This is a genomic window from Bacillus sp. Hm123, from assembly GCF_051842975.2.
Classification (GTDB): Bacteria; Bacillota; Bacilli; order Bacillales; family Domibacillaceae; genus Bacillus_CE.
In genome coordinates, this window is record NZ_CM200277.1 from 1,313,744 (window position 1) to 1,335,324 (window position 21,581).

Below are 21,581 nucleotides of genomic sequence, written 5' to 3' on the forward strand. Positions count from 1 at the left end.
CCACATCTTAGAGCGGAGGTGAAGCTTTTGACAATCCAATGGTTTCCTGGTCACATGGCAAAAGCAAGAAGAGAAGTAACTGAAAAATTAAAGCTGGTAGATATTATTTTTGAATTAGTAGATGCTAGGCTTCCGCTTTCATCTAGAAATCCAATGGTTGATGAAATTATCCAGCAAAAGCCGCGGTTAGTTTTACTCAATAAGGCAGATTTAGCGGACCCGGCAATGACAACTAAATGGCTAGCTTATTTTGAGAACGCAGGAATTAAAGTGTTACCGATCAATTCACAGGCTGGTAGTGGACTGCAAATGATTAGCAAAGCAGCGAAAGAAGTGTTAAAAGAGAAGCTGGAGCGCATGAAAGCTCGCGGCATTAGACCGAGAGCGATTCGAGCGATGATCGTCGGTATTCCAAACGTCGGGAAATCTACGTTGATTAATCGATTAGTGAAAAAAAATATCGCGAAAACAGGAAATATGCCTGGCGTAACGAAAGCTCAGCAATGGATTAAAGCAGGGAAAGAGATGGAATTGTTAGACACACCGGGTATCCTGTGGCCGAAGTTTGAAGATCAAGAAATCGGATATAAACTAGCATTAACTGGTGCCATTAAAGATGCGATTTTAAATTTGCAAGATGTAGCGATGTTTGCTCTTCGCTTTTTAGAAACGCACTATCCTGACCGATTGAAAGAACGATATGAGATGGATGAACTATTTGATGAAGTAGTTGATGTCTTGAATCATATCGGAAAATTAAGAGGTTGTTTGGCGAATAAATTCGAGGTCGATTATGATAAAACGGCTGAAGTTATTATCCGTGATATTCGTGGAGAAAAACTAGGTCGATTAACTTTCGACGATCCTGACTATACATTCCCCCATAATGAAAATTAAAGGTCCTTACAAAAGGGCCTTTATTTCATTCCTAAACATCCGATATAAATAGAAAATGTAGTCGAGCAATCAATTAATAAGTGAGGAAAATGATATGGACTTATCTGTCTCTGAAGTGAAAATATTATTGAAAGACATTCAATCAAAAGAAGATCCGCGGCTGCAATCGTTTGAAAACGATTCACGTAAAGGTGTCCAACAAGCTGTCAAGCAATGGTATAAAGCGCAGGAGAAGCTTGAGAAAGATCGCCTAATTTATAAAGAAATGCTGCAATACGAGCAACCACTCATAGACAAAGGAATGACGTACATAGCAGGAGTTGATGAAGTCGGACGAGGGCCGCTAGCGGGTCCAGTCGTAGCCGCCGCCGTCATCCTGCCTTTGCATTTTTATTTACCGGGATTAAATGATTCAAAGAAATTAAGTGAAGCGAAAAGAGAGCAGTTTTATGATGTGATTATAGAACAAGCAGGTGTAGGCGTGGGGATTATATCCTCTGAAGACATCGATCGTTTGAATATTTATGAAGCGACAAAACAGGCGATGAAAGCGGCCGTTGCTGCACTAGAAACACCACCGGAGCATTTGTTGATCGATGCGATGAAATTAGATGTACCGATCGATCAAACATCGATTATTAAAGGTGATGCGCATAGCGTTTCGATTGCAGCTGCTTCTGTCGTAGCAAAAGTAACGAGAGATCGATTGATGAAAGAATATGCACTAATTTACCCGTATTATGGCTTTGAAAAAAATATGGGCTACGGTACGAAAGAACATTTAGAAGGCTTGCAAGCATTTGGGCCGAGTCCGATTCACCGCAAAAGCTTTGCGCCTGTGAAAGAAATGGTCAAAACGGCGAAACAATAGGAGGGGTGTGCCTTGAATATTGAGCTAATGGCAACGAATAAAAGTGTAATGAGCAAGGGACAGCCCTTGAAATTAAGTGAGGGGCAAATTTTTTCTGGAAAAGTGGTAAAAGTTCTTCCTAATGATATGGCGGAGGTGATGGTGGGCTCTAACAAGCTAATTGCTAAGCTAGAGACACCGTTACAAGCTGGAGAACGTTATTGGTTTAATGTGACCTCTGTAGAAAACGGTCTTGAGTTAAAGGTAATGACTGCTCCTAATTCATCGAGAGACGGTATACAGCAAATGGCGGAGTCGATTTTAAAACAGCTGATGCTACCGCCCTCAAAAGAAAATAAGGCTTTTGTACAAATGATGATTAAAGAAGGGTTGCCGCTGACGAAAGACATGATCGTGAAGGTAGGAGAATGGTTAGCGAAATCAGGAATTAACGAAGGGATTCAAGCGTTAAAAGTGATGATTGATCGTTCGCTACCGCTGACGAAAGATGTATTTCAAGCATTAGTCAGCGCGCAGTCGCCAGTCAGTTTTGGCAAGTTAACGGAACAGTTAGCAACAAACTTGCAAAACTTCCCCAATCTACCTGAGTCTGCTGTTCAATTGTTAAAGGCTATTAAAGAGTGGCAACAACCAGTCACAGCACGTACCGTTCAGCAGACATTGACAACTTTAATTGACAGGGCCACTCAATCAACTTATTCGAGCACGGAAAAAAATCAGGCTCTTCTTGTATTAAAATCATTAGGGCTTATGCCTGGCTCAGCAGCGACGATACAAGACGCTTTAGAAGCCGTTGTTCAGCAATGGAAGACCAATGATACAAAGGCGGCTGATATGGGGGGGAATGCTCAGAAACTGCCGCTTCCTGCAGCCGTTAATCAATTACAAACAGCGATCACTCAACTGATGACCGAACCTAGTAAACAAGCGGTTGACAAATTACGACAAGCGCTGTTCAATGTTTCTCAGCAGCCCGCTATCCCACAAGCTGTCGTTGAGGAGATTGATTTACTTGTAGCGGCTTTAAAAGAAAATAAACGGCCGCAAGAGCAGCTTCCAGCCATTTTTAAATTAGCAACGAAACTAATGGCCTTCAATGATAAGCCGGCAGAAGCGTTGAAGGGGCTAGCATTACTTCTCAATCAAGAACAGGAGCCTATGCTCCAGAACTTTCGACAAGAGGCGGCGGCTATTGTCGCGAAACCGCAAGTAGCATTGACTTCAGAAGAAGCATTGTTTCAACAAGTCCAGTCGTCGGTCGATAATCAAGCGAAAATGCAAATGATGGGAAAAGAAGCCTATGTGTTAATGAAAGAAGCTTTTATTTCCCTAGGGATCGATTTAGAAGCAATCCTTAGCTCAAAAAAAATAGGGGACGTTAATGTAGAACAAATGATGAAGACGCAGCTATTGAAGTTGTTGGGAGAGGAAATCCCATTATCGACAAGAGACCTCGCTGAGAAACTGATTGGCCGAATAAACGCTCAACATATTTTATCCGCTGAAAATGGTCCGCTGCAGCAGCTAATTATGCAAGCTCCCTTAAATTTATTCGGATTTCAAACAGATGTAACGTTGCAATGGTCAGGAAGAAAAAAAGAAAGCGGTCAGTTAGATGCCGACTACTGCCGCGTATTATTTTACTTAAATCTTGAACATTTACAAGAAACGGTGATTGATATGCAAGTGCAAAACCGAATCATTAGCTTGCAAATCTTCAATGATGTTCCGGGGATTCAAACGATGGCTACTCCGTTGTTGCCCGTGCTAAAAGCAGGAGTGGAAGCGAAAGGATATCAATTGTCAACGGTGCAATTTAAACAGTCTGAGGAGAAAAAGGTGCTACCTTTCGTTCAAGCTATGAATGAACAGGTTTATGCAGGAGTGGATATTCGAATATGAAAAAAGAAGAAAAAAGAATGCAAGCGGCCGCTTTATCTTATCAGCCAGGGCAACAAGCTCCGACACTGTTAGCAAAAGGAAAAGGGAAAATCGCTGAAAACATTATTCTAAAAGCGGAAGAACATAATATTCCCATCCAAGAAGACCCGAGCTTAGTTGAAATTTTAGGTAAGTTAGAGATCAACGAGTCGATTCCCGAAGAGCTATATCAAGTGGTAGCTGAAGTGTTTGCCTTTATTTATCGATTAGACCAGCAGAAAAAATAACAAAAAACAGGTGTAATCTTTTCGATCCGGGACAATATAAAAAAGGGCTGCGTGACTCATATTCCGTTGTTGTAGAAAAAGTTCGGAAACAACGGAATAATATGAAAAAATAAAAAATTTAAACTACAAACAAAAATATGTACAAATTGTAGACATCAATACCGACTTTATATACAATGAAAGCGCAGTCTACTTTTTTTGAGATTGATAGGAGGATCAGTATGAATATCCATGAGTATCAAGGTAAGGAAATCCTCAGAAGTTACGGGGTAGCCGTTCCAAACGGTAAAGTTGCTTTCTCTGTTGAAGAAGCGGTTGAAGCAGCGAAAGAATTAGGTACAGAAATCTGCGTCGTTAAAGCGCAAATTCATGCAGGTGGCCGCGGTAAAGCAGGCGGAGTAAAAGTAGCAAAAAATCTTGAAGAAGTGCGTACATATGCAGAAGAAATTTTAGGCAAAACGCTTATCACGCATCAAAATGGTCCAGACGGAACAGAAGTAAAGCGCTTACTGATTGAAGAAGGCTGTGATATCCAGAAGGAATATTACATCGGTCTTGTTCTTGATCGTGCGACTTCAAAAGTTGTGTTAATGGCTTCTGAAGAAGGTGGAACGGAAATTGAAGAAGTGGCAGAAGCTACTCCTGAGAAAATTTTCAAAGAAGTAATTGATCCAGTAACAGGATTAATGCCATATCAAGCGCGTCGTATCGCGTTTAACATTAACATCCCTGCGAAGCTTGTGAATAAAGCAGTGAAATTCATGATGGGTCTTTACGCAGCATTTGTTGAAAAAGACGCTTCAATTGCTGAGATTAACCCATTAGTGGTTACAGGTGACGGCAATGTTATGGCACTAGATGCGAAATGGAATTTTGATTCTAACGCATTATACCGCCATAAAGATATTCAAGATTTCCGTGATTTAGCAGAAGAGGATCCGAAAGAAATCGAAGCATCTAAATACGACTTAAGCTATATCTCTCTTGATGGTAACATCGGTTGTATGGTTAATGGTGCAGGTCTTGCGATGGCAACGATGGACATCATTAAGCATTACGGTGGCGACCCGGCCAACTTCCTTGACGTTGGGGGCGGTGCAACAGCTGAAAAGGTAACAGAAGCATTCAAAATCATTCTTTCTGACCAAAACGTTAAAGGAATTTTCGTTAACATTTTCGGTGGAATTATGAAATGTGACATTATCGCAACTGGTGTCGTAGAAGCGGCGAAGCAAGTTGGTCTTTCAGTACCATTAGTGGTGCGTTTAGAAGGAACGAACGTTGACTTAGGAAAGCAAATTTTGAGTGAATCTGATATCAACATTGTGGCAGCTGAGTCTATGGCTGATGGCGCACAAAAAATCGTTGAACTTGTTGGCAAATAATTTCGGAGAGTTGACAATAGAAAGGCAGGTATAGGCATGAGTGTATTTATTAATAAAGATACGAAAGTAATCGTTCAAGGTATTACTGGTTCTACTGCTCTTTTCCATACAAAGCAAATGCTTGAGTACGGCACGCAAATCGTTGGTGGAGTAACGCCTGGTAAAGGTGGAACAGAAGTAGAAGGAGTTCCTGTATTCAATACAGTAGCAGATGCTGTGAAAGCGACTGGAGCAAACGCTTCTGTTGTTTACGTTCCAGCTCCATTTGCTGCAGATGCGATCGTTGAAGCAGTAGACGCTGAACTTGATTTAGTTATTTGTATTACAGAGCACATTCCAGTTCTTGATATGGTGAAAGTTAAACGCTATATGCAAGACAAGAAAACTCGCTTAGTTGGACCGAACTGTCCTGGTGTTATCACGCCTGGCGAATGTAAAATTGGTATCATGCCTGGTTACATTCATACAAAAGGTCACGTTGGCGTTGTTTCCCGCTCTGGTACATTAACTTATGAAGCTGTTCATCAATTGTCACAAGCAGGCATCGGTCAAACAACTGCTGTTGGAATCGGTGGAGATCCTGTAAACGGAACAGATTTCATTGATGTATTAAAAGCATTCAATGAAGATCCAGAAACAAAAGCTGTGATCATGATTGGTGAAATCGGTGGAACAGCTGAAGAAGAAGCAGCATTATGGGTGAAAGAAAACATGACGAAGCCAGTTGTTGGCTTTATCGGTGGACGTACAGCACCTCCAGGAAAGCGCATGGGCCATGCTGGTGCGATTATCTCTGGCGGAAAAGGTACAGCTGACGAAAAAATCCGCGTAATGAACGAATGCGGTATTAAAGTAGCTGAAACACCATCTGTTATGGGTGAAACGTTAATCGAAGTGATTAAAGAAAAAGGTATTTATGACGAGTGTAAAACTCATTAATTCATACTTAATATAACGACAGTAGATCGCAGCCTCATATCATAAGACGTGAGGCTGTTTCTACTATTAAGATAGCGTTGCTTTTTGGCTCATTGAAATAAGTCAAAATAAAGGAGGAGTTCATCCTGGACCTGTTCACCCAAAAGCTTATTCACTTACAGCATTGTCCATTGATTGGCTGGAAATCGATTTATTTATTACTAAAGAAAGATCCAAATTTAGACAGTTTGTATAATTATTCATCTTCTTATTGTTCTTCGTTATTAAACATTTCAAGCTCTCAAGCCTCTCAGCTTATTAAACATCTACAACAACCTATTGAACCTACTCTCCAAGCGTATGAATCTAAAAAAATATCTTTTATTCCCTTGTATAGTGAAAAATACCCTAAACTTTTATCTCACCTTCCACAACCGCCTTGGGGCTTATATGCATTAGGGGATCTCTCCTTATTGTCATCTGAACGAAAGTTAGCCATCGTTGGTGCTAGGAAAGCGAATGAATATGGATTGCAGTCGATTCAATTACTTATGCCGAAACTTGTCGAACAGCAATGCGTGATCGTGAGCGGTTTAGCGAAAGGAATCGATATATTTGCCCATCAAGAGGCGATGAAGTTGTCAGGTCGGACGATCGCCGTAATCGCTGGGGGATTTCAGCATCTTTATCCAGCAGAGCATATTTCATTTGCCCGTGAAATGGCGAAAACTCACCTGATCTTATCCGAATACCCTCCGAATACCCGTCCGCAAAAATGGCAATTTCCGGCGAGAAATCGAATCATTAGTGGACTTTCACTTGGTACATTAGTCGTGCAAGCGGGGAAAAAAAGCGGCTCTTTAATCACAGCATATTGTGCTTTAGAACAAGGAAGAGAGGTTTTTTGTATCCCAGGGAAAATTAATGATCCCTTGTCAGAAGGAACAAATGATTTAATAAATGATGGTGCCAAATTAGTGAGAACGAGTGAAGATATTTTAAATGAAATCATTAAAAGTGGATGAAAATATAATGAAGAAACTCGGAAAAACCTCCCCTTCCGTCGATTCTTTTTGGAAAGTTTTTTAAAAAAAGGTTGCAATTCTTCGTAATCTGTATTAAATTTTGCAAAAGAATCATCATTTTTAACTATAAGGCAAAAGAAATATTTATACAGGGAAAACGAAATAGAGAAAATAAACGCGAATTGATTGACAATCTTTATGAAGACAGATAATAATGTTTGTTACATCTATTTATTTTCACCTCTAGGGGAGGTTTAGGCATGTCAGATTATTTAGTAATAGTAGAATCCCCTGCAAAAGCAAAAACGATTGAACGTTATTTGGGGAAGAGATATAAAGTGAAAGCATCCATGGGCCATGTACGTGATTTGCCCAAAAGTCAGATGGGTGTAGATGTAACCCATCAATACGAACCGAAATATATAACGATTCGCGGCAAAGGGCCTGTTTTGAAAGAGTTAAAGACAGCAGCGAAAAAAGCGAAGAAAATTTACCTTGCATCGGACCCCGACAGAGAGGGAGAAGCGATTGCTTGGCATTTAGCACATAGTTTAAATCTCGATATTACATCTGATTGTCGAGTGGTGTTTAATGAAATTACCAAAGATGCGATTAAAGAATCGTTCAAACATCCAAGACCGATTAATATGGATCTTGTTGATGCTCAGCAAGCACGTAGAATATTAGATCGTCTTGTTGGTTATAACATAAGTCCGCTTTTTTGGAAGAAAGTAAAGAAGGGGCTTAGTGCTGGAAGGGTCCAGTCGGTTGCCTTAAGGTTAATTATTGATCGCGAAAAAGAAATTCAACACTTCCAACCAGAGGAATATTGGACGATTAATGCGAAGTTCTTGAAAGATCAAGACACGTTCCAAGCAACCTTTTATGGAAAAGCTGGAAAGAAAGTGGCATTGAAATCTGAAGAAGAAGTGAAAGCGATACTTTCAGCAATTCAAGGCAACGAATTTCAGTTGGCGAATGTAACGAAGAAAGAGCGAAAAAGAAATCCAGCTCCACCTTTTACCACGTCATCTCTTCAACAGGAAGCAGCGCGCAAATTAAATTTTAGAGCGAAAAAAACGATGATGCTTGCCCAGCAATTGTATGAAGGGATCGATCTTGGAAAGGAAGGAACGGTCGGTTTAATTACGTATATGAGAACCGATTCAACGAGAATTTCCGAAGTGGCTCAAAAGGAAGCATATGATTATGTGAAGACAACTCATGGTGAAGAATTCACAACAAAAGCCGTAGAAAAGAAAGAGAAAAAACAATCGAATGCTCAAGATGCACATGAAGCTATTCGTCCCACTAGTATTTTGAAAGAACCGAGCAGTTTAAAAAATTCCTTATCAAGAGATCAACTTCGCTTATACAAATTGATTTGGGAAAGGTTCCTTGCTAGTCAAATGGCTGCTGCTGTGATGGATACGGTCAGTGCGGATGTCGTTAATGGGGAAGTGACTTTTCGTGCAACCGGTTCCAAAGTTAAATTTCCTGGGTTTATGAAAGTATATGTAGAAGGATCAGACGATGGACAAGAAGAGAAAGAAAAGCAACTGCCAAATTTAGAAGTGGGAGATCAAGTGAAGGCTGAAGAAATTGATCCGAAGCAGCATTTTACGCAACCGCCACCTAGATATACAGAGGCTCGTCTTGTGAAAACACTTGAAGAACTTGGTATCGGTCGCCCGTCTACTTTTGCTCCGACGTTAGATACGATTCAAAAGCGCGGCTATGTATCGCTAGATAATAAGCGTTTCGTTCCGACAGAGCTAGGTGAAATCATCCATGAATTAATGGTTGAATTTTTCTATGATATCATCGATGTAGAATTCACAGCGAAAATGGAAAGAGATCTTGATAATGTAGAAGACGGACAAGTAGAATGGGTTCAAGTGATTGATGAATTTTACAAAGGCTTTGAAAAGCATTTAGTCAAGGCAGAAGCTGAGATGGAACAAGTAGAAATCAAAGATGAACCAGCAGGTGAAGATTGTGAAAGTTGTGGTCATCCGATGGTCTTTAAAATGGGTCGCTATGGCAAATTTATGGCTTGCTCCAATTTCCCAGACTGCCGAAACACAAAAGCGATTGTGAAAGAAATTGGTGTGAAATGTCCGAAGTGTAGTGAAGGCAATATAATAGAAAGAAAAAGTAAGAAACGACGAATTTTTTACGGTTGTGATCATTTTCCGGAATGCGATTTTCTATCGTGGGATAAGCCAATTGAAAGGAAATGTCCGAAATGTGAACAACTGTTAGTGGAAAAGAAACTGAAAAAAGGTGTGCAAATCCAATGTACCGGTTGTGACTATAAAGAGGAACCACAGACGTAAAAGCGGGGAAAACCCGCTTTTTTCTGTTTTTTAATATATAATACTTTTTTTATAGGAACGTCTGTTGTACAATGCTTTAGGGATATACTTGTACGTACCAATAATTGTTCGGGAGGTTGTGATAGATATGGAACAAATAGTTAATGTCATAGGTGCCGGTTTAGCGGGAAGTGAAGCGGCATATCAAATAGCAGAAAGAGGCATCAAGGTGCATTTATATGAAATGCGTCCAGTGAAGCAAACACCTGCTCATCATACTGATCAATTTGCTGAACTAGTATGCAGTAATTCCTTGCGTGCGAATGGATTAACAAATGCGGTCGGTGTACTGAAAGAAGAAATGAGAAACTTAAACTCAGTGATTATTTCCGCTGCAGACGATTGTGCCGTGCCAGCAGGGGGAGCATTAGCTGTTGACCGTCATGAGTTTGCCGCAAAAGTGACAGAAAGAGTGAAGAACCATCCGAATGTCACTGTGTTTCATGAGGAAGTCACGGAAATTCCTGAAGGCATTACAGTGATTGCGACAGGACCATTGACAAGTCCAGCACTATCTGAAAAGTTAAAAGAATTAACCGGCCAAGATTATTTATATTTTTATGATGCAGCTGCTCCTATTATTGAAAAAGACAGCATAGATATGAATAAGGTGTATTTGAAATCTCGTTATGATAAAGGAGAAGCGGCTTATTTAAACTGTCCAATGACAGAAGAAGAATTTGATCGTTTTTATGAGGCGTTAATTTCAGCTGAAACGGTGCCTTTAAAAGAGTTTGAAAAGGAAATATTTTTTGAAGGTTGTATGCCAATTGAAGTGCTAGCTAAACGTGGTAAGAAAACGATGTTGTTTGGGCCGATGAAGCCTGTTGGGTTGGAAGATCCGAAAACAGGAAAAAGACCATACGCTGTTGTGCAGTTAAGACAAGACGATGCAGCCGGAACTTTGTATAATATTGTTGGGTTTCAAACTCACTTGAAATGGGGTCCGCAAAAAGAAGTGATGAGATTGATCCCGGGCCTTGAGCAAGCGGAAATTATTCGCTATGGAGTGATGCACAGAAATACATTCATTAATTCACCAAAAGTGCTAAAGTCAACTTATCAATTAAAAGATCAGGAGCGTTTACTATTTGCTGGTCAGATGACCGGAGTTGAAGGATATGTTGAATCGGCAGCTAGTGGATTAATGGCGGGGATCAATGCTGCGAGATTAGCACAGGGGAAAGATCCATTAGTTGCCCCTGCTGAAACAAGTATTGGCAGTATGGCTCGCTATATTACAACCGCTAATGAAAAGAACTTTCAACCGATGAATGCCAACTTTGGTTTATACCCTGAGCTTCCCGTCAAGATTAGGAATAAAAAGGAGCGTTATGAAGCGCACGCTACTCGGGCATTAGATAAAATTCGAACTTTTGTGAAAAGCTTGTAAACTTTATTGCATGGGCTACAGTAGTGTGCTACTATTTAGTAGCCTTTATGGGGTGTATTGATGTCGAAACTTTTCAATAACTACTTACGAAGCTTTATTGAATATTTACGAATCGAGAAAAATTACTCTGCTTATACAATAGAGGGGTACGAAAGAGATATTGATGATTTTTTTACGTTCACTAATGAACAAAGTATTGTGGCGTTAGAGCATATTGAATATTTTAACGTTCGTTTGTATTTAACAGAACTTCATGAAAGGCAGCTGGCTAGATCATCCATTGCCAGAAAAATTTCGAGTTTACGGAGTTTTTTTCGCTATTTAGTTCGAGAGAAGGTCGTGGAAGAAAATCCTTTCGTCCTCGTTCAACATCGAAAAGAAATGAAGAAGTTACCTTCCTTTTTTTATGAAGAAGAAATGGAGGAGCTTTTTGCTGTGTGTGAAGGAGAAAGCGCATTGCAAATACGTAATAAGGCGTTGCTAGAGCTTCTTTATGCAACGGGCATGCGCGTGAGTGAATGTACAGCAATCGAACTAAAGGATATCGATTTCGAAATGTCGGTCATGCTTATTCATGGAAAAGGTCAAAAACAGCGTTATGTACCTTTTGGAAGCTTTGCTCATCAGGCGCTACAAAGATACATAGGTGAACCGAGAGAAACGTTAATGAAATCAGTCAAGAAACATGATTATTTATTTGTTAATCATAGAGGAGATTCGTTGACACCACGGGGAATCCGCTATATATTAACGAAGCTTATTAGTCAGGCTTCGTTAACAGGGAAGATTTATCCACATATGTTACGGCACACGTTCGCTACTCATTTGTTGAATAACGGAGCGGATATGAGGACGGTGCAGGAGTTACTCGGTCATACTCACCTGTCTTCCACTCAAATCTATACGCATGTTACAAAAGAGCATTTGCGAAAAACGTACTTATCACACCATCCGCGTGCCTAAAGGAGGAGTCTATAGTAATGGGACAATTTCATGCAACGACTATATTTGCGGTACAGCATAAAGGAAAGTGCGCCATGTCAGGAGATGGTCAGGTGACATTTGGAAATGCTGTAGTCATGAAACATACCGCTCGCAAAGTGCGTAAGTTATTTAATGGAAAAGTACTTGCTGGCTTTGCTGGATCAGTAGCAGATGCCTTTACTCTTTTTGAGCTATTCGAAACTCGACTTCAAGAATATAATGGTAATTTACAACGTGCAGCTGTGGAGCTAGCGAAAGAGTGGAGATCAGATAAAGTATTGCGTAGGTTAGAAGCGATGCTGATCGTGATGGATGAACAAAATCTTCTGTTAATTTCTGGGACAGGAGAAGTGATTGAACCTGATGACGGCATATTAGCAATTGGTTCTGGTGGCAATTATGCTTTATCTGCTGGAAGAGCGCTAAAGAAATTTTCTGGTGAACATTTAACAGCAAAGGAGATTGCAAAAGCAGCTCTTGAAATTGCTGGTGAAATATGTGTGTATACGAATGATCAGGTCATTGTGGAAGAACTCGACTGAGGAGTGAAGAGACATGGAGAACAAATCATTACAGTTAACACCTAGACAAATCGTTGAACGCTTAGATCAGTATATTGTAGGACAAAAGGATGCGAAAAAGGCGGTAGCTATTGCATTAAGAAATCGTTATCGTCGTAGCTTCTTGCATGAACAAATACGAGATGAAGTCATCCCGAAAAATATATTAATGATCGGTCCAACCGGAGTAGGTAAAACGGAAATTGCTCGTCGAATTGCTAAGCTAGCAGGCGCCCCTTTCGTAAAGGTTGAGGCGACGAAATTCACAGAGGTCGGCTATGTTGGGCGTGATGTGGAATCTATGGTACGTGATTTAGTTGAAACAGCTGTTCGAATCGTGAAAGAGGAGCGAATTGAGGCTGTACAAGAGCCTGCAAAAGAAGCGGCAAATAAACGATTAGTGGAATTGCTAGTACCTTCAAAGAAGAAAGGTACTACGATGAAAAATCCGTTTGAAATGTTATTTGGCGGCAATGGAAACCAAGTAGATACGAGTGCGGACGATTCAACGGAAGAAGCGACGATGCGTGAACAGCGACAAATGGTTGCTGATCGCTTGGCGCGTGGTGAGATGGAAGAAGAAATGGTGACCATTGAAGTGGAAGAACAACCGCCATCAATGTTCGATATGTTCCAAGGCTCTGGAATGGAGCAAATGGGAATGAATATGCAGGATGCACTCGGTAGCTTAATGCCTAAAAAGAAAAAGAAAAGAAAACTAGCGGTGAAAGAAGCTCGGAAAGCTTTAACGATGGAAGAAGCGCAAAAGCTTATTGATATGGATGATGTGACGCAGGAGGCTGTAAATCGTGCGGAACAAACCGGGATTATTTTCATTGATGAAATCGATAAAGTAGCTGCTAAAGGTGCAACTGCTTCTTCAGGAAGTGTTTCACGAGAAGGAGTTCAAAGAGATATTTTACCGATTGTTGAAGGATCAACAATTGTCACGAAATATGGATCAATCAAAACGGACTTTATTCTTTTTATTGCGGCAGGGGCTTTTCATATGTCAAAGCCGTCAGATTTAATACCAGAATTACAAGGTCGTTTTCCGATTCGAGTTGAACTACAAAAGTTAGCGGTGGAAGATTTTGTTCGCATCCTTGTTGAACCAGATAATGCATTGTTAAAGCAATATGAGGCATTATTGGAAACGGAAGGTATAGAAATTGAATTTTCTGACGATGCTATTCGTAGAATTGCTGAAATGGCTTTTGAAGTGAATCAAAATACTGATAATATTGGTGCGCGTAGACTTCATACAATTATGGAAAAGTTACTTGAAGATTTATCCTTCGAAGCGCCTGAGATCACAATGGAAAAAATCACAATTACCTCTCAGTATGTTAATGAAAAATTAGAGGCTATTTCGCGAAATAAAGATTTAAGTCAATTTATATTATAATGTTTCGAAATGCCTACAATATGGGTAAGAGAAAATATACTAAAAAATGAAATATTAGGATCGACTGTAGAGTATTCAGTCATTTGTAGGAGGACACAATAATGAATTTATTAGATAAAACAAGAAAAATTAATAAAATGCTGCAAAACGCAGCTGGTAAATCAGTTAACTTCAAGGAAATGGCAGATTCTCTTTCTGAAGTAATTGAAGCGAATATTTTCGTTGTCAGTCGTCGTGGGAAGCTATTAGGATTCGGGGTTAACCAACAAATCGAGAATGATCGCATGAAACAAATGTTAGCTGAGCGCCAATTTCCTGAAGAGTACACAAACAATCTTTTCAACATTCAAGAGACTTCTTCTAATCTAGATGTAAACAGTGAGTATACGGCATTCCCTGTCGAAAATAAGGAATTATTCAAAAATGGCTTTACGACAATTGTACCGATTAGCGGTGCTGGAGAACGGTTAGGAACATTGGTTCTTGCTCGTCTTGAAGAGCAATTTCATGACGATGATCTCATTTTAGCGGAATATGGTGCTACGGTCGTTGGAATGGAAATTTTACGCGAGAAAACAGAAGAAATCGAGGAAGAAGCAAGAAGTAAAGCGGTTGTTCAGATGGCGATTAGTTCACTGTCTTATAGTGAGTTAGAAGCAATTGAGCATATTTTTGAAGAACTAGATGGAAAAGAAGGACTATTAGTTGCATCTAAAATTGCTGATCGAGTAGGGATTACACGTTCAGTTATTGTAAATGCGCTTCGCAAACTAGAAAGTGCGGGCGTTATTGAATCTCGTTCGTTAGGGATGAAAGGAACGTATATTAAAGTCCTAAATGATAAGTTTTTAATGGAATTAGAAAAACTGAAATCAAACTAATCTATAATAAAAAAACAAAAACCGTCTGTTTTCGACAGACGGTTTTTGTTTTTTTACGAAATTTGTGCTTTTTATCATTTGTTGTTCGTATATATTTGTGATTAAATAAGGATATATGTTTTCGGAAAAAGTGGATTTTCATGACATATAACCTATTTCTAATTTCTTTTATCCGAGCTTTATAAAAAAATGTTTAGTTTTTGTAAAGTATAGTGTGTATTAGGTGGATTTGTAGTATATTTAATTGCAGAAATTTAAAGGTATATGTCGATTAGTAATGATTGTTGGTAATTTAATAATAAAGTTAAATCTGGAGTGATCGTAAGTGAATTTATTTAGTGGTTCTTTTGTAACTTTGGAGAAGGGGTTGAATTATTCAGCATTAAAGCAAAAAACATTAGCGAACAATATTGCTAATGCAGATACACCGAACTATAAAGCGAAAGATGTTAGTTTTAAGAAGATTTTTACAGACGAACTAAATGATGTAATAACCTCCAATCGCACCGATTTGCGTCATTTTGAATTTCAATCGAATAGCCATCATCCAGCTGTTGTAACGAAACGAAATGTTTCTTATAACCAAAATGGAAATAGTGTGGATGTTGATAAAGAAATGTCTGACTTAGCGACCAATCAAATTTACTTCAACGCGCTTACTGATCGAATGTCTGGGAAATTTAATTCTCTTAAAAATGTAATAAAAGGAGGAAGATAATATGTCCATGTTTCAAAGCATGAACATCACGTCATCTGCCTTAACAGCCCAAAGGTTGAGAATGGATGTTGTCTCTTCGAACATGGCGAATATGGAATCGACTCGTGCTAAGTTAGTCAATGGAGAATGGCAACCATATCAACGGAAATCTGTCGTGTTACAACCGAAACAAGGTCAATTCGCTAGCTTTTTAAATACAGCGATGGGCAGGGAAACAAACGGAGTAGGTGACGGAGTCAAAGTGACAAAAATTATTGATGACAATGAAACTCCATACAAAATGGTATATGATCCAAGCCACCCAGATGCGAATGAAGAAGGGTATGTACAAATGCCTAATGTTGACCCTTTAAGGGAAATGGTGGATTTAATGTCAGCAACTCGGTCTTATGAGGCGAATGTAACAGTATTCAATTCAGCTAAATCAATGATGATGAAAACATTAGAAATTGGCAAATAACGGAGGTGAACAAGGTGGCTATTGAATCAATTCAGGGAGTATCCCCGTTTATAAAAACAACTGCGATAGAAAATAGCAAAAAACTGTCTCCTAGTGAAGCGCAAGAAAATTTCGCTAGCATGCTGAAGAATTCAATCAATGAATTGAATAAAGTAGAGACAAAATCGACACAAATGACAGATAAATTAATTCGCGGAGAAAATGTCGACCTTCATCAAGTGCTCATCGCAAGTCAAAAAGCGAGTGTTTCCATGCAGTTGACGATGGAAGTCAGAAATAAAGTGGTTGAAGCATATCAAGAAATCATGAGAATGCAAATGTAATAGTATATGAGAAAATTTGCAACTAGTAGTGAAATAACCGGGGGATTGTGATGAATGATAAATTTAGTCAGCAAGTACATAACTTGAAGGAATACTGGAACAGTCGAACGAAAAAGCAAAAGATAATTGGAATCGGTGCCTTTTTACTATTTATAGTGGCTATCACAATAACAGTTCTGTTTGCAACAAAAAAGGATATGGTTCCACTATATAGTGATCTTTCCCCTACTGAGATTGGAGCAATTAAAGAAAATCTAGATGGGCGAGGAGTTACATATGAGATTACGGAAGGCGGAACAGGAATTCTTGTTCCAACAGAAGCAGTAGATACGTTAAAAGTAGATTTAGCAGCTGAGGGACTTCCGAAGTCGGGTAGCATTGATTATAGCTTTTTTAGTGAAAATGCTGGTTTTGGTATGACAGATAACGAGTTTAACATTATGAAACTCGATGCGATGCAGACAGAACTAGCTCAGCTCATGACAGGAATTGAAGGAGTCAAAGATGCAAAAGTAATGATCACCCTTCCAGAAAAAGATGTATTCATCAAAGAGAACGGAGAGAAAGCCTCTGCTTCTGTCGTCTTAAATACAGAACCGGGATACCAGTTTGATGAAAAGCAAATTAAATCTTTATATCATTTAGTGTCTAAAAGTGTATCGAATTTACCGACAGAAAACATCGTCATTATGAATCAAAACTTTGAGTACTTTGATATTCAAAATGGCAGTTCAGTTTCTGGAAATAGTCTCGTTCAGCAAATGGATGTGAAACGACAAATTGAACGTGATATTCAACGTCAAGTTCAAAGCATGCTTGGTACATTAATGGGACAAGGGAAAGTAGTCGCATCTGTTACAGCAGATATTGATTTTACACAAGAAAAACGAGAAGAAAATCTTGTCACTCCTGTGGACGAAGATAACATGGAAGGAATTCAAATTAGCGCTCAAAGGATTACAGAAACATTTACTGGTGATGGAGCTGCTGCTGGTGGTGTTCCTCAAGGAGAGGACCCTGCTGATGCTCTAGGTTCTACTTACATGCAAGGCGCGGGTGATTCGGGAGATTATGAACGAACAGAAGAAACGATTAACAATGAAGTGAATCGAATTCGAAAAGTCATTACGGAAAGCCCTTATAAAATAAGAGATTTAGGTATCCAAGTTATGGTGGAACCACCTAAACCTAACGATCCAGAATCACTTCCGCAAGAGCGGGTAGATGATATTCAACAAATGCTTGGGACAATCGTGCGCACATCTATTGACAAAGGATACGGGGCGGAGCTGACTGATCAAGATTTAGAGAATAAGATCGCTGTTTCAGTTCAACCATTCAATGGAAAAGTTGATTTTGAAGAAAAAGAACAACCGTTATTACCGTGGTGGGCTTATGTGATTGGTGGAATTTTACTAGTTGTTATTGGTTTATTAGCTTTCTTAATGGTTCGCTCTCGTAGAAATAGGGATGAAGATGAGGAAGAGTTAGAAGACGATCTAGAAATCCTTGAAACGATTGCTGACATTAAAGAAGTAACAGACGAAGGATCTGTAAAAAGAAAACAGTTAGAGAAAATGGCAAAAGATAAGCCGGAAGAATTTGCTAAGTTATTGCGGTCATGGTTATCAGAGGATTAGGAGGGATTAGAAGTGGTCGTTAGAGAGAAAAAATTAACAGGTAAACAAAAAGCAGCCATACTTCTCATTTCTCTTGGCCCTGACGTTTCAGCGTCAGTGTACAAACATTTGTCTGAGGAAGAAATCGAACGTTTAACTCTAGAAATTTCGGGTGTTAAGAAGGTCGAATCTGAAATAAAAGAAGAAGTATTTGAGGAATTTCATAACATTGCCCTTGCGCAAGACTATATTAGTCAAGGTGGGATTGGCTACGCGAAGACAGTTTTAGAGAAAGCGCTTGGTCAAGACCAAGCGCAAGCAATTATTAATCGACTGACTTCGTCTTTGCAAGTAAGGCCATTTGATTTTGCAAGGAAAGCGGATGCTAACCAAATACTAAACTTTATTCAAAATGAACATCCACAAACGATTGCATTGATTTTATCCTATTTGGACCCACAACAAGCGGGGCAGATTCTTTCTGAATTGCCTCAAGAGGTACAGGCGGATATCGCTAAACGGATAGCAATCATGGATAGTACATCTCCTGAGATTATTAATGAAGTCGAAGCTATTCTTGAGCGGAAGCTGAGCGCGACTGTTACACAAGATTACACACAAACAGGTGGCGTAGAGGCGGTTGTGGAAGTGTTGAATGGCGTCGATCGCGCAACAGAGAAAACGATTTTGGATGCACTTGAAATTCAAGATCCAGAGCTTGCAGAAGAAATCAAGAAACGGATGTTCGTCTTTGAAGATATCGTTACATTGGATAACAGATCGATTCAGCGTGTTATCCGTGACTGTGAGAATGAAGATCTATTGCTTTCACTGAAAGTATCTAGTGAAGAAGTGAAGGATGTTGTATTCCGCAATATGTCTAAACGGATGGTCGATACGTTCAAAGAAGAAATGGAATATATGGGGCCTGTACGTCTTCGCGATGTAGAAGAATCTCAATCCCGCATTGTAGCTACGATTCGTAGGCTAGAGGAAGCTGGGGAAATTATCATCGCGCGTGGCGGAGGAGATGACATCATTGTCTAGACTGATTAAATCACAAAGAACAGACATGCCAAGTGAACCTCAAAAAACGATCCAAATACAAGTAATTCAATCGGAGAAAGAGTTAATAGAGGAGCAAAAAAAAGAAGAAAGCAGTCAGAAGGCTTTATTGGAAGTAGAAAGGAAGAAACAATTAGATGAGGTCTCTATAGAAGCTGATTCAATTGTCCAAAAAGCTAGAGAAGCAAGTGAAGAAATTAGAGCGCAAGTGAACGAGGAAAGACAAGCGTGGAATGAAGAAAGAAGGCTGTTAATAGAGAAAGCTCATGAAGAAGGTGTAGCAAGCGGTCAGCAAGAAGGTCGACAACTAGGCTATGGCGAGTATGAACAATTAATCGAAGCTGCTAAACAAACAGTAGTTAGTTCGCAACAAGAGTATCAAAATAATGTCCAACAAGCGGAAAAAACGATCTTGCATTTAGCTATGCAAACAGCTGAGAAAATTTTAGCACAGGTGTTACAGGAACATCCAGATATGTTTCTTCCTGTTTTACAGCAAGCATTGAAGGAAGTATATGCTCAAAAAGAAATTCAAATTCATGTTCATCCTGTTCATTATCCACTTGTTGTTGATCAAAAAGCAGAGCTTGCAGCAATGTTTCCTGTTAATACTCTTATGTACATCTATCCAAACGAAGAGCTTGAAGAAAATGGCTGCTATATTGACACGAAACAAGGAAGAATTGATGTAGGTATTGATAGTCAGTTATGGCAGTTAAGAACACAACTATTTGAACTTCTTGAAGGTGAAGAGCAATGAATGTAACGACGTTGTCATCCAAATTGGAACAATTAGATACATATAAAAGATACGGTCGGATCAAGCAAGTAGTAGGGCTTATGATTGAATCCCAAGGGCCGAAAGCTTCAATTGGCGATGTTTGTTACATTTATCCGAACAAAGAGGATCAACCTAAGACGTTTATCCCAGCCGAAGTAATTGGATTTAAAGAAGAAATGGTTGTTTTAATGCCTTATGGAGATATTAATGATATTTCCCCTGGGAGCTTAGTTGAGAATTCAGGCCGATCGCTTGAAGTGAAAGTAGGACCTGCTTTAATAGGAAAAGTTATTGACTCTATGGGAGAACCTTTAGATGGTACAATCTTTCCGAAATCATTGACAACCGTTGGGACAGAAAAAAAACCTCCTAATCCGTTAAATAGACCACCGATTAGTGAGAAATTAGAAGTAGGCGTTAGGGCAATTGATAGTTTACTAACAGTTGGAAAAGGACAGCGAATCGGGATATTTGCAGGAAGTGGTGTTGGAAAGAGTACTTTACTCGGAATGATTGCTAGAAACACAAATGCAGATATTAACGTGATTGCTTTAATCGGAGAGCGTGGAAGAGAGGTTCGTGAATTTGTGGAAAGAGATCTCGGTCCTGAGGGGCGAGCGCGCTCCATTATCGTCGCTGCTACTTCTGACCAGCCTGCGTTAATGAGAATTAAAGGAGCGTTTACGGCAACAGCTATTGCTGAATATTTTCGAGATAAAGGATTAAATGTCATGTTAATGATGGATTCTGTTACTCGTGTGGCGATGGCGCAACGGGAAGTAGGCTTAGCAGTCGGAGAACCTCCAGCTACGAAAGGATATACCCCTTCTGTGTTTGCAATTATGCCTAAGTTGCTTGAGCGAACAGGAACGAATCACCAAGGGACCATTACGGCTTTTTATACGGTATTAGTAGATGGGGATGATATGAATGAACCAATCGCTGATGCCGTTCGCGGAATTTTGGATGGTCATATTGTCTTAGATCGAGAGCTAGCCAATAAAGGGCAATACCCAGCGATTAATGTCTTAAAAAGTGTTAGTCGATTGATGAGCCATTTAGCATCAGAAGAACATAAACAAGCAGCCGGCACGATAAGAGGATTAATGAGTACGTACTTGAATTCGGAAGACTTGATTAATATCGGTGCGTATAAAAAAGGATCATCCGCAGAAATCGACCGAGCCATTGACTATTATCCGAAAATCCTCTCGTTTTTAAAGCAACAAACGGAAGAGAAAGTGACATTGGACAATAGCATTCAATCCCTCATTCAGTTAGCTGAAAAAGGAGAGTTATAATGGGAGCTTATCACTATAAATTTGAAAAAATATTGCAGCTAAGAGAACAAGAAAAAGAGGAAATGCAAAATAGCTATATGGAAGCGATGAAGAAGTTTGAGGAAGCTGCTGAAAAGCTTTATACACTTTTAAAGAAAAAAGAAGAGTTAATCGATCATCAAGAAACAAAAATGGTCAGGGGCTTTTCAATATATGAAGTGCAGCATTATCAACAATTCGTTTCTAATCTTGAACAAACGATCTCTTTTCAACAGCAAATTGTCATCCGAGCTCGCAATAAAATGCAGTGGTGCGAACAGCAATTACAGGAAAGTAATATTGAAGTGAAGAAATATGAGAAAATGAAAGAAAAAGACTTCAAGAAATTTAATGCAAGTTTGCTCGCAATGGAACAACATCAAATGGATGAAATTTCAGCGATTCAATTTATGAACCAAAGAAATTAG

General features: G+C 39.4%; 21 protein-coding genes. All 21 read left to right on the top strand.

Going from position 1 to position 21,581, the window contains the following annotated elements:
• The first annotated feature begins 27 nt into the window (after window positions 1-27).
• The 21 genes from ylqF to fliJ all read left to right on the top strand — a co-directional run bounded on the left by ylqF (window position 28) and on the right by fliJ (window position 21,581).
• A complete protein-coding gene (gene ylqF / locus ACSVDJ_RS06865; RefSeq protein WP_439169249.1) occupies window positions 28-897 on the top strand; it encodes a ribosome biogenesis GTPase YlqF in 870 nt (289 codons plus the stop codon).
• 94 nt (window positions 898-991) lie between these two features.
• The gene (rnhB, locus tag ACSVDJ_RS06870) at window positions 992-1,768 is read left to right on the top strand and encodes a ribonuclease HII (RefSeq protein WP_439169247.1); all 777 of its coding nucleotides are present in this window, start codon (window positions 992-994) and stop codon (window positions 1,766-1,768) included.
• A 12-nt stretch (window positions 1,769-1,780) separates the two neighbouring features.
• The gene (locus tag ACSVDJ_RS06875) at window positions 1,781-3,670 is read left to right on the top strand and encodes a TP0910 N-terminal domain-containing protein (RefSeq protein WP_439169246.1); all 1,890 of its coding nucleotides are present in this window, start codon (window positions 1,781-1,783) and stop codon (window positions 3,668-3,670) included.
• Window positions 3,667-3,936: an EscU/YscU/HrcU family type III secretion system export apparatus switch protein gene (locus tag ACSVDJ_RS06880; RefSeq protein ID WP_439169245.1), complete on the top strand. Its 270-nt coding sequence runs from the start codon at window positions 3,667-3,669 to the stop codon at window positions 3,934-3,936. The genes ACSVDJ_RS06875 and ACSVDJ_RS06880 overlap by 4 nt, the downstream gene beginning before the upstream one ends.
• A gap of 221 nt (window positions 3,937-4,157) precedes the next feature.
• Window positions 4,158-5,321 (top strand): ADP-forming succinate--CoA ligase subunit beta, encoded by a 1,164-nt coding sequence (gene sucC / locus ACSVDJ_RS06885; protein WP_094835652.1) that lies wholly within the window; start codon window positions 4,158-4,160, stop codon window positions 5,319-5,321.
• Window positions 5,322-5,357: 36 nt separating this feature from the next.
• Window positions 5,358-6,260 carry a succinate--CoA ligase subunit alpha gene (gene sucD / locus ACSVDJ_RS06890; protein ID WP_439169244.1) on the top strand — a complete coding sequence of 301 codons (903 nt, stop codon included), beginning with the start codon at window positions 5,358-5,360 and terminating at the stop codon, window positions 6,258-6,260.
• 227 nt (window positions 6,261-6,487) lie between these two features.
• Window positions 6,488-7,264, top strand: coding sequence for a DNA-processing protein DprA (gene dprA / locus ACSVDJ_RS06895; RefSeq protein ID WP_518620313.1), 777 nt, complete (start codon window positions 6,488-6,490; stop codon window positions 7,262-7,264).
• Window positions 7,265-7,524: 260 nt separating this feature from the next.
• A complete protein-coding gene (gene topA, locus ACSVDJ_RS06900; protein WP_439169242.1) occupies window positions 7,525-9,603 on the top strand; it encodes a type I DNA topoisomerase in 2,079 nt (692 codons plus the stop codon).
• Window positions 9,604-9,730: 127 nt separating this feature from the next.
• Complete coding sequence (trmFO, locus tag ACSVDJ_RS06905) at window positions 9,731-11,035, top strand: FADH(2)-oxidizing methylenetetrahydrofolate--tRNA-(uracil(54)-C(5))-methyltransferase TrmFO (RefSeq protein WP_439169241.1); 1,305 nt, start codon at window positions 9,731-9,733, stop codon at window positions 11,033-11,035.
• A gap of 60 nt (window positions 11,036-11,095) precedes the next feature.
• On the top strand, window positions 11,096-11,998 hold the full coding sequence (gene xerC, locus ACSVDJ_RS06910) for a tyrosine recombinase XerC (RefSeq protein ID WP_439169240.1): 903 nt from the start codon (window positions 11,096-11,098) through the stop codon (window positions 11,996-11,998).
• Between the two features lie 17 nt (window positions 11,999-12,015).
• Complete coding sequence (gene hslV / locus ACSVDJ_RS06915) at window positions 12,016-12,561, top strand: ATP-dependent protease subunit HslV (RefSeq protein WP_439169239.1); 546 nt, start codon at window positions 12,016-12,018, stop codon at window positions 12,559-12,561.
• A gap of 13 nt (window positions 12,562-12,574) precedes the next feature.
• Window positions 12,575-13,987, top strand: a complete 1,413-nt coding sequence (hslU, locus tag ACSVDJ_RS06920) for an ATP-dependent protease ATPase subunit HslU (RefSeq protein WP_439169238.1) — start codon at window positions 12,575-12,577, stop codon at window positions 13,985-13,987.
• A gap of 101 nt (window positions 13,988-14,088) precedes the next feature.
• The gene (codY, locus tag ACSVDJ_RS06925) at window positions 14,089-14,868 is read left to right on the top strand and encodes a GTP-sensing pleiotropic transcriptional regulator CodY (RefSeq protein WP_439169237.1); all 780 of its coding nucleotides are present in this window, start codon (window positions 14,089-14,091) and stop codon (window positions 14,866-14,868) included.
• Between the two features lie 325 nt (window positions 14,869-15,193).
• Window positions 15,194-15,586 (top strand): flagellar basal body rod protein FlgB, encoded by a 393-nt coding sequence (gene flgB, locus ACSVDJ_RS06930; protein WP_439169235.1) that lies wholly within the window; start codon window positions 15,194-15,196, stop codon window positions 15,584-15,586.
• Between the two features lies 1 nt (window position 15,587).
• Window positions 15,588-16,046 (top strand): flagellar basal body rod protein FlgC, encoded by a 459-nt coding sequence (gene flgC / locus ACSVDJ_RS06935; RefSeq protein WP_439169234.1) that lies wholly within the window; start codon window positions 15,588-15,590, stop codon window positions 16,044-16,046.
• A 29-nt stretch (window positions 16,047-16,075) separates the two neighbouring features.
• Window positions 16,076-16,369: a flagellar hook-basal body complex protein FliE gene (fliE, locus tag ACSVDJ_RS06940; protein ID WP_518620617.1), complete on the top strand. Its 294-nt coding sequence runs from the start codon at window positions 16,076-16,078 to the stop codon at window positions 16,367-16,369.
• Between the two features lie 50 nt (window positions 16,370-16,419).
• Window positions 16,420-18,009, top strand: a complete 1,590-nt coding sequence (fliF, locus tag ACSVDJ_RS06945) for a flagellar basal-body MS-ring/collar protein FliF (RefSeq protein WP_439169233.1) — start codon at window positions 16,420-16,422, stop codon at window positions 18,007-18,009.
• 12 nt (window positions 18,010-18,021) lie between these two features.
• Complete coding sequence (gene fliG / locus ACSVDJ_RS06950) at window positions 18,022-19,035, top strand: flagellar motor switch protein FliG (RefSeq protein WP_439169232.1); 1,014 nt, start codon at window positions 18,022-18,024, stop codon at window positions 19,033-19,035.
• Entirely contained in the window at window positions 19,028-19,813 is a 786-nt protein-coding gene (fliH, locus tag ACSVDJ_RS06955; protein ID WP_439169231.1) for a flagellar assembly protein FliH, read from the top strand. Before fliG ends, fliH begins: the two co-directional genes overlap by 8 nt.
• Window positions 19,810-21,135 (top strand): flagellar protein export ATPase FliI, encoded by a 1,326-nt coding sequence (gene fliI, locus ACSVDJ_RS06960; protein ID WP_439169230.1) that lies wholly within the window; start codon window positions 19,810-19,812, stop codon window positions 21,133-21,135. Before fliH ends, fliI begins: the two co-directional genes overlap by 4 nt.
• On the top strand, window positions 21,135-21,581 hold the full coding sequence (gene fliJ, locus ACSVDJ_RS06965) for a flagellar export protein FliJ (RefSeq protein ID WP_439169229.1): 447 nt from the start codon (window positions 21,135-21,137) through the stop codon (window positions 21,579-21,581). The genes fliI and fliJ overlap by 1 nt, the downstream gene beginning before the upstream one ends.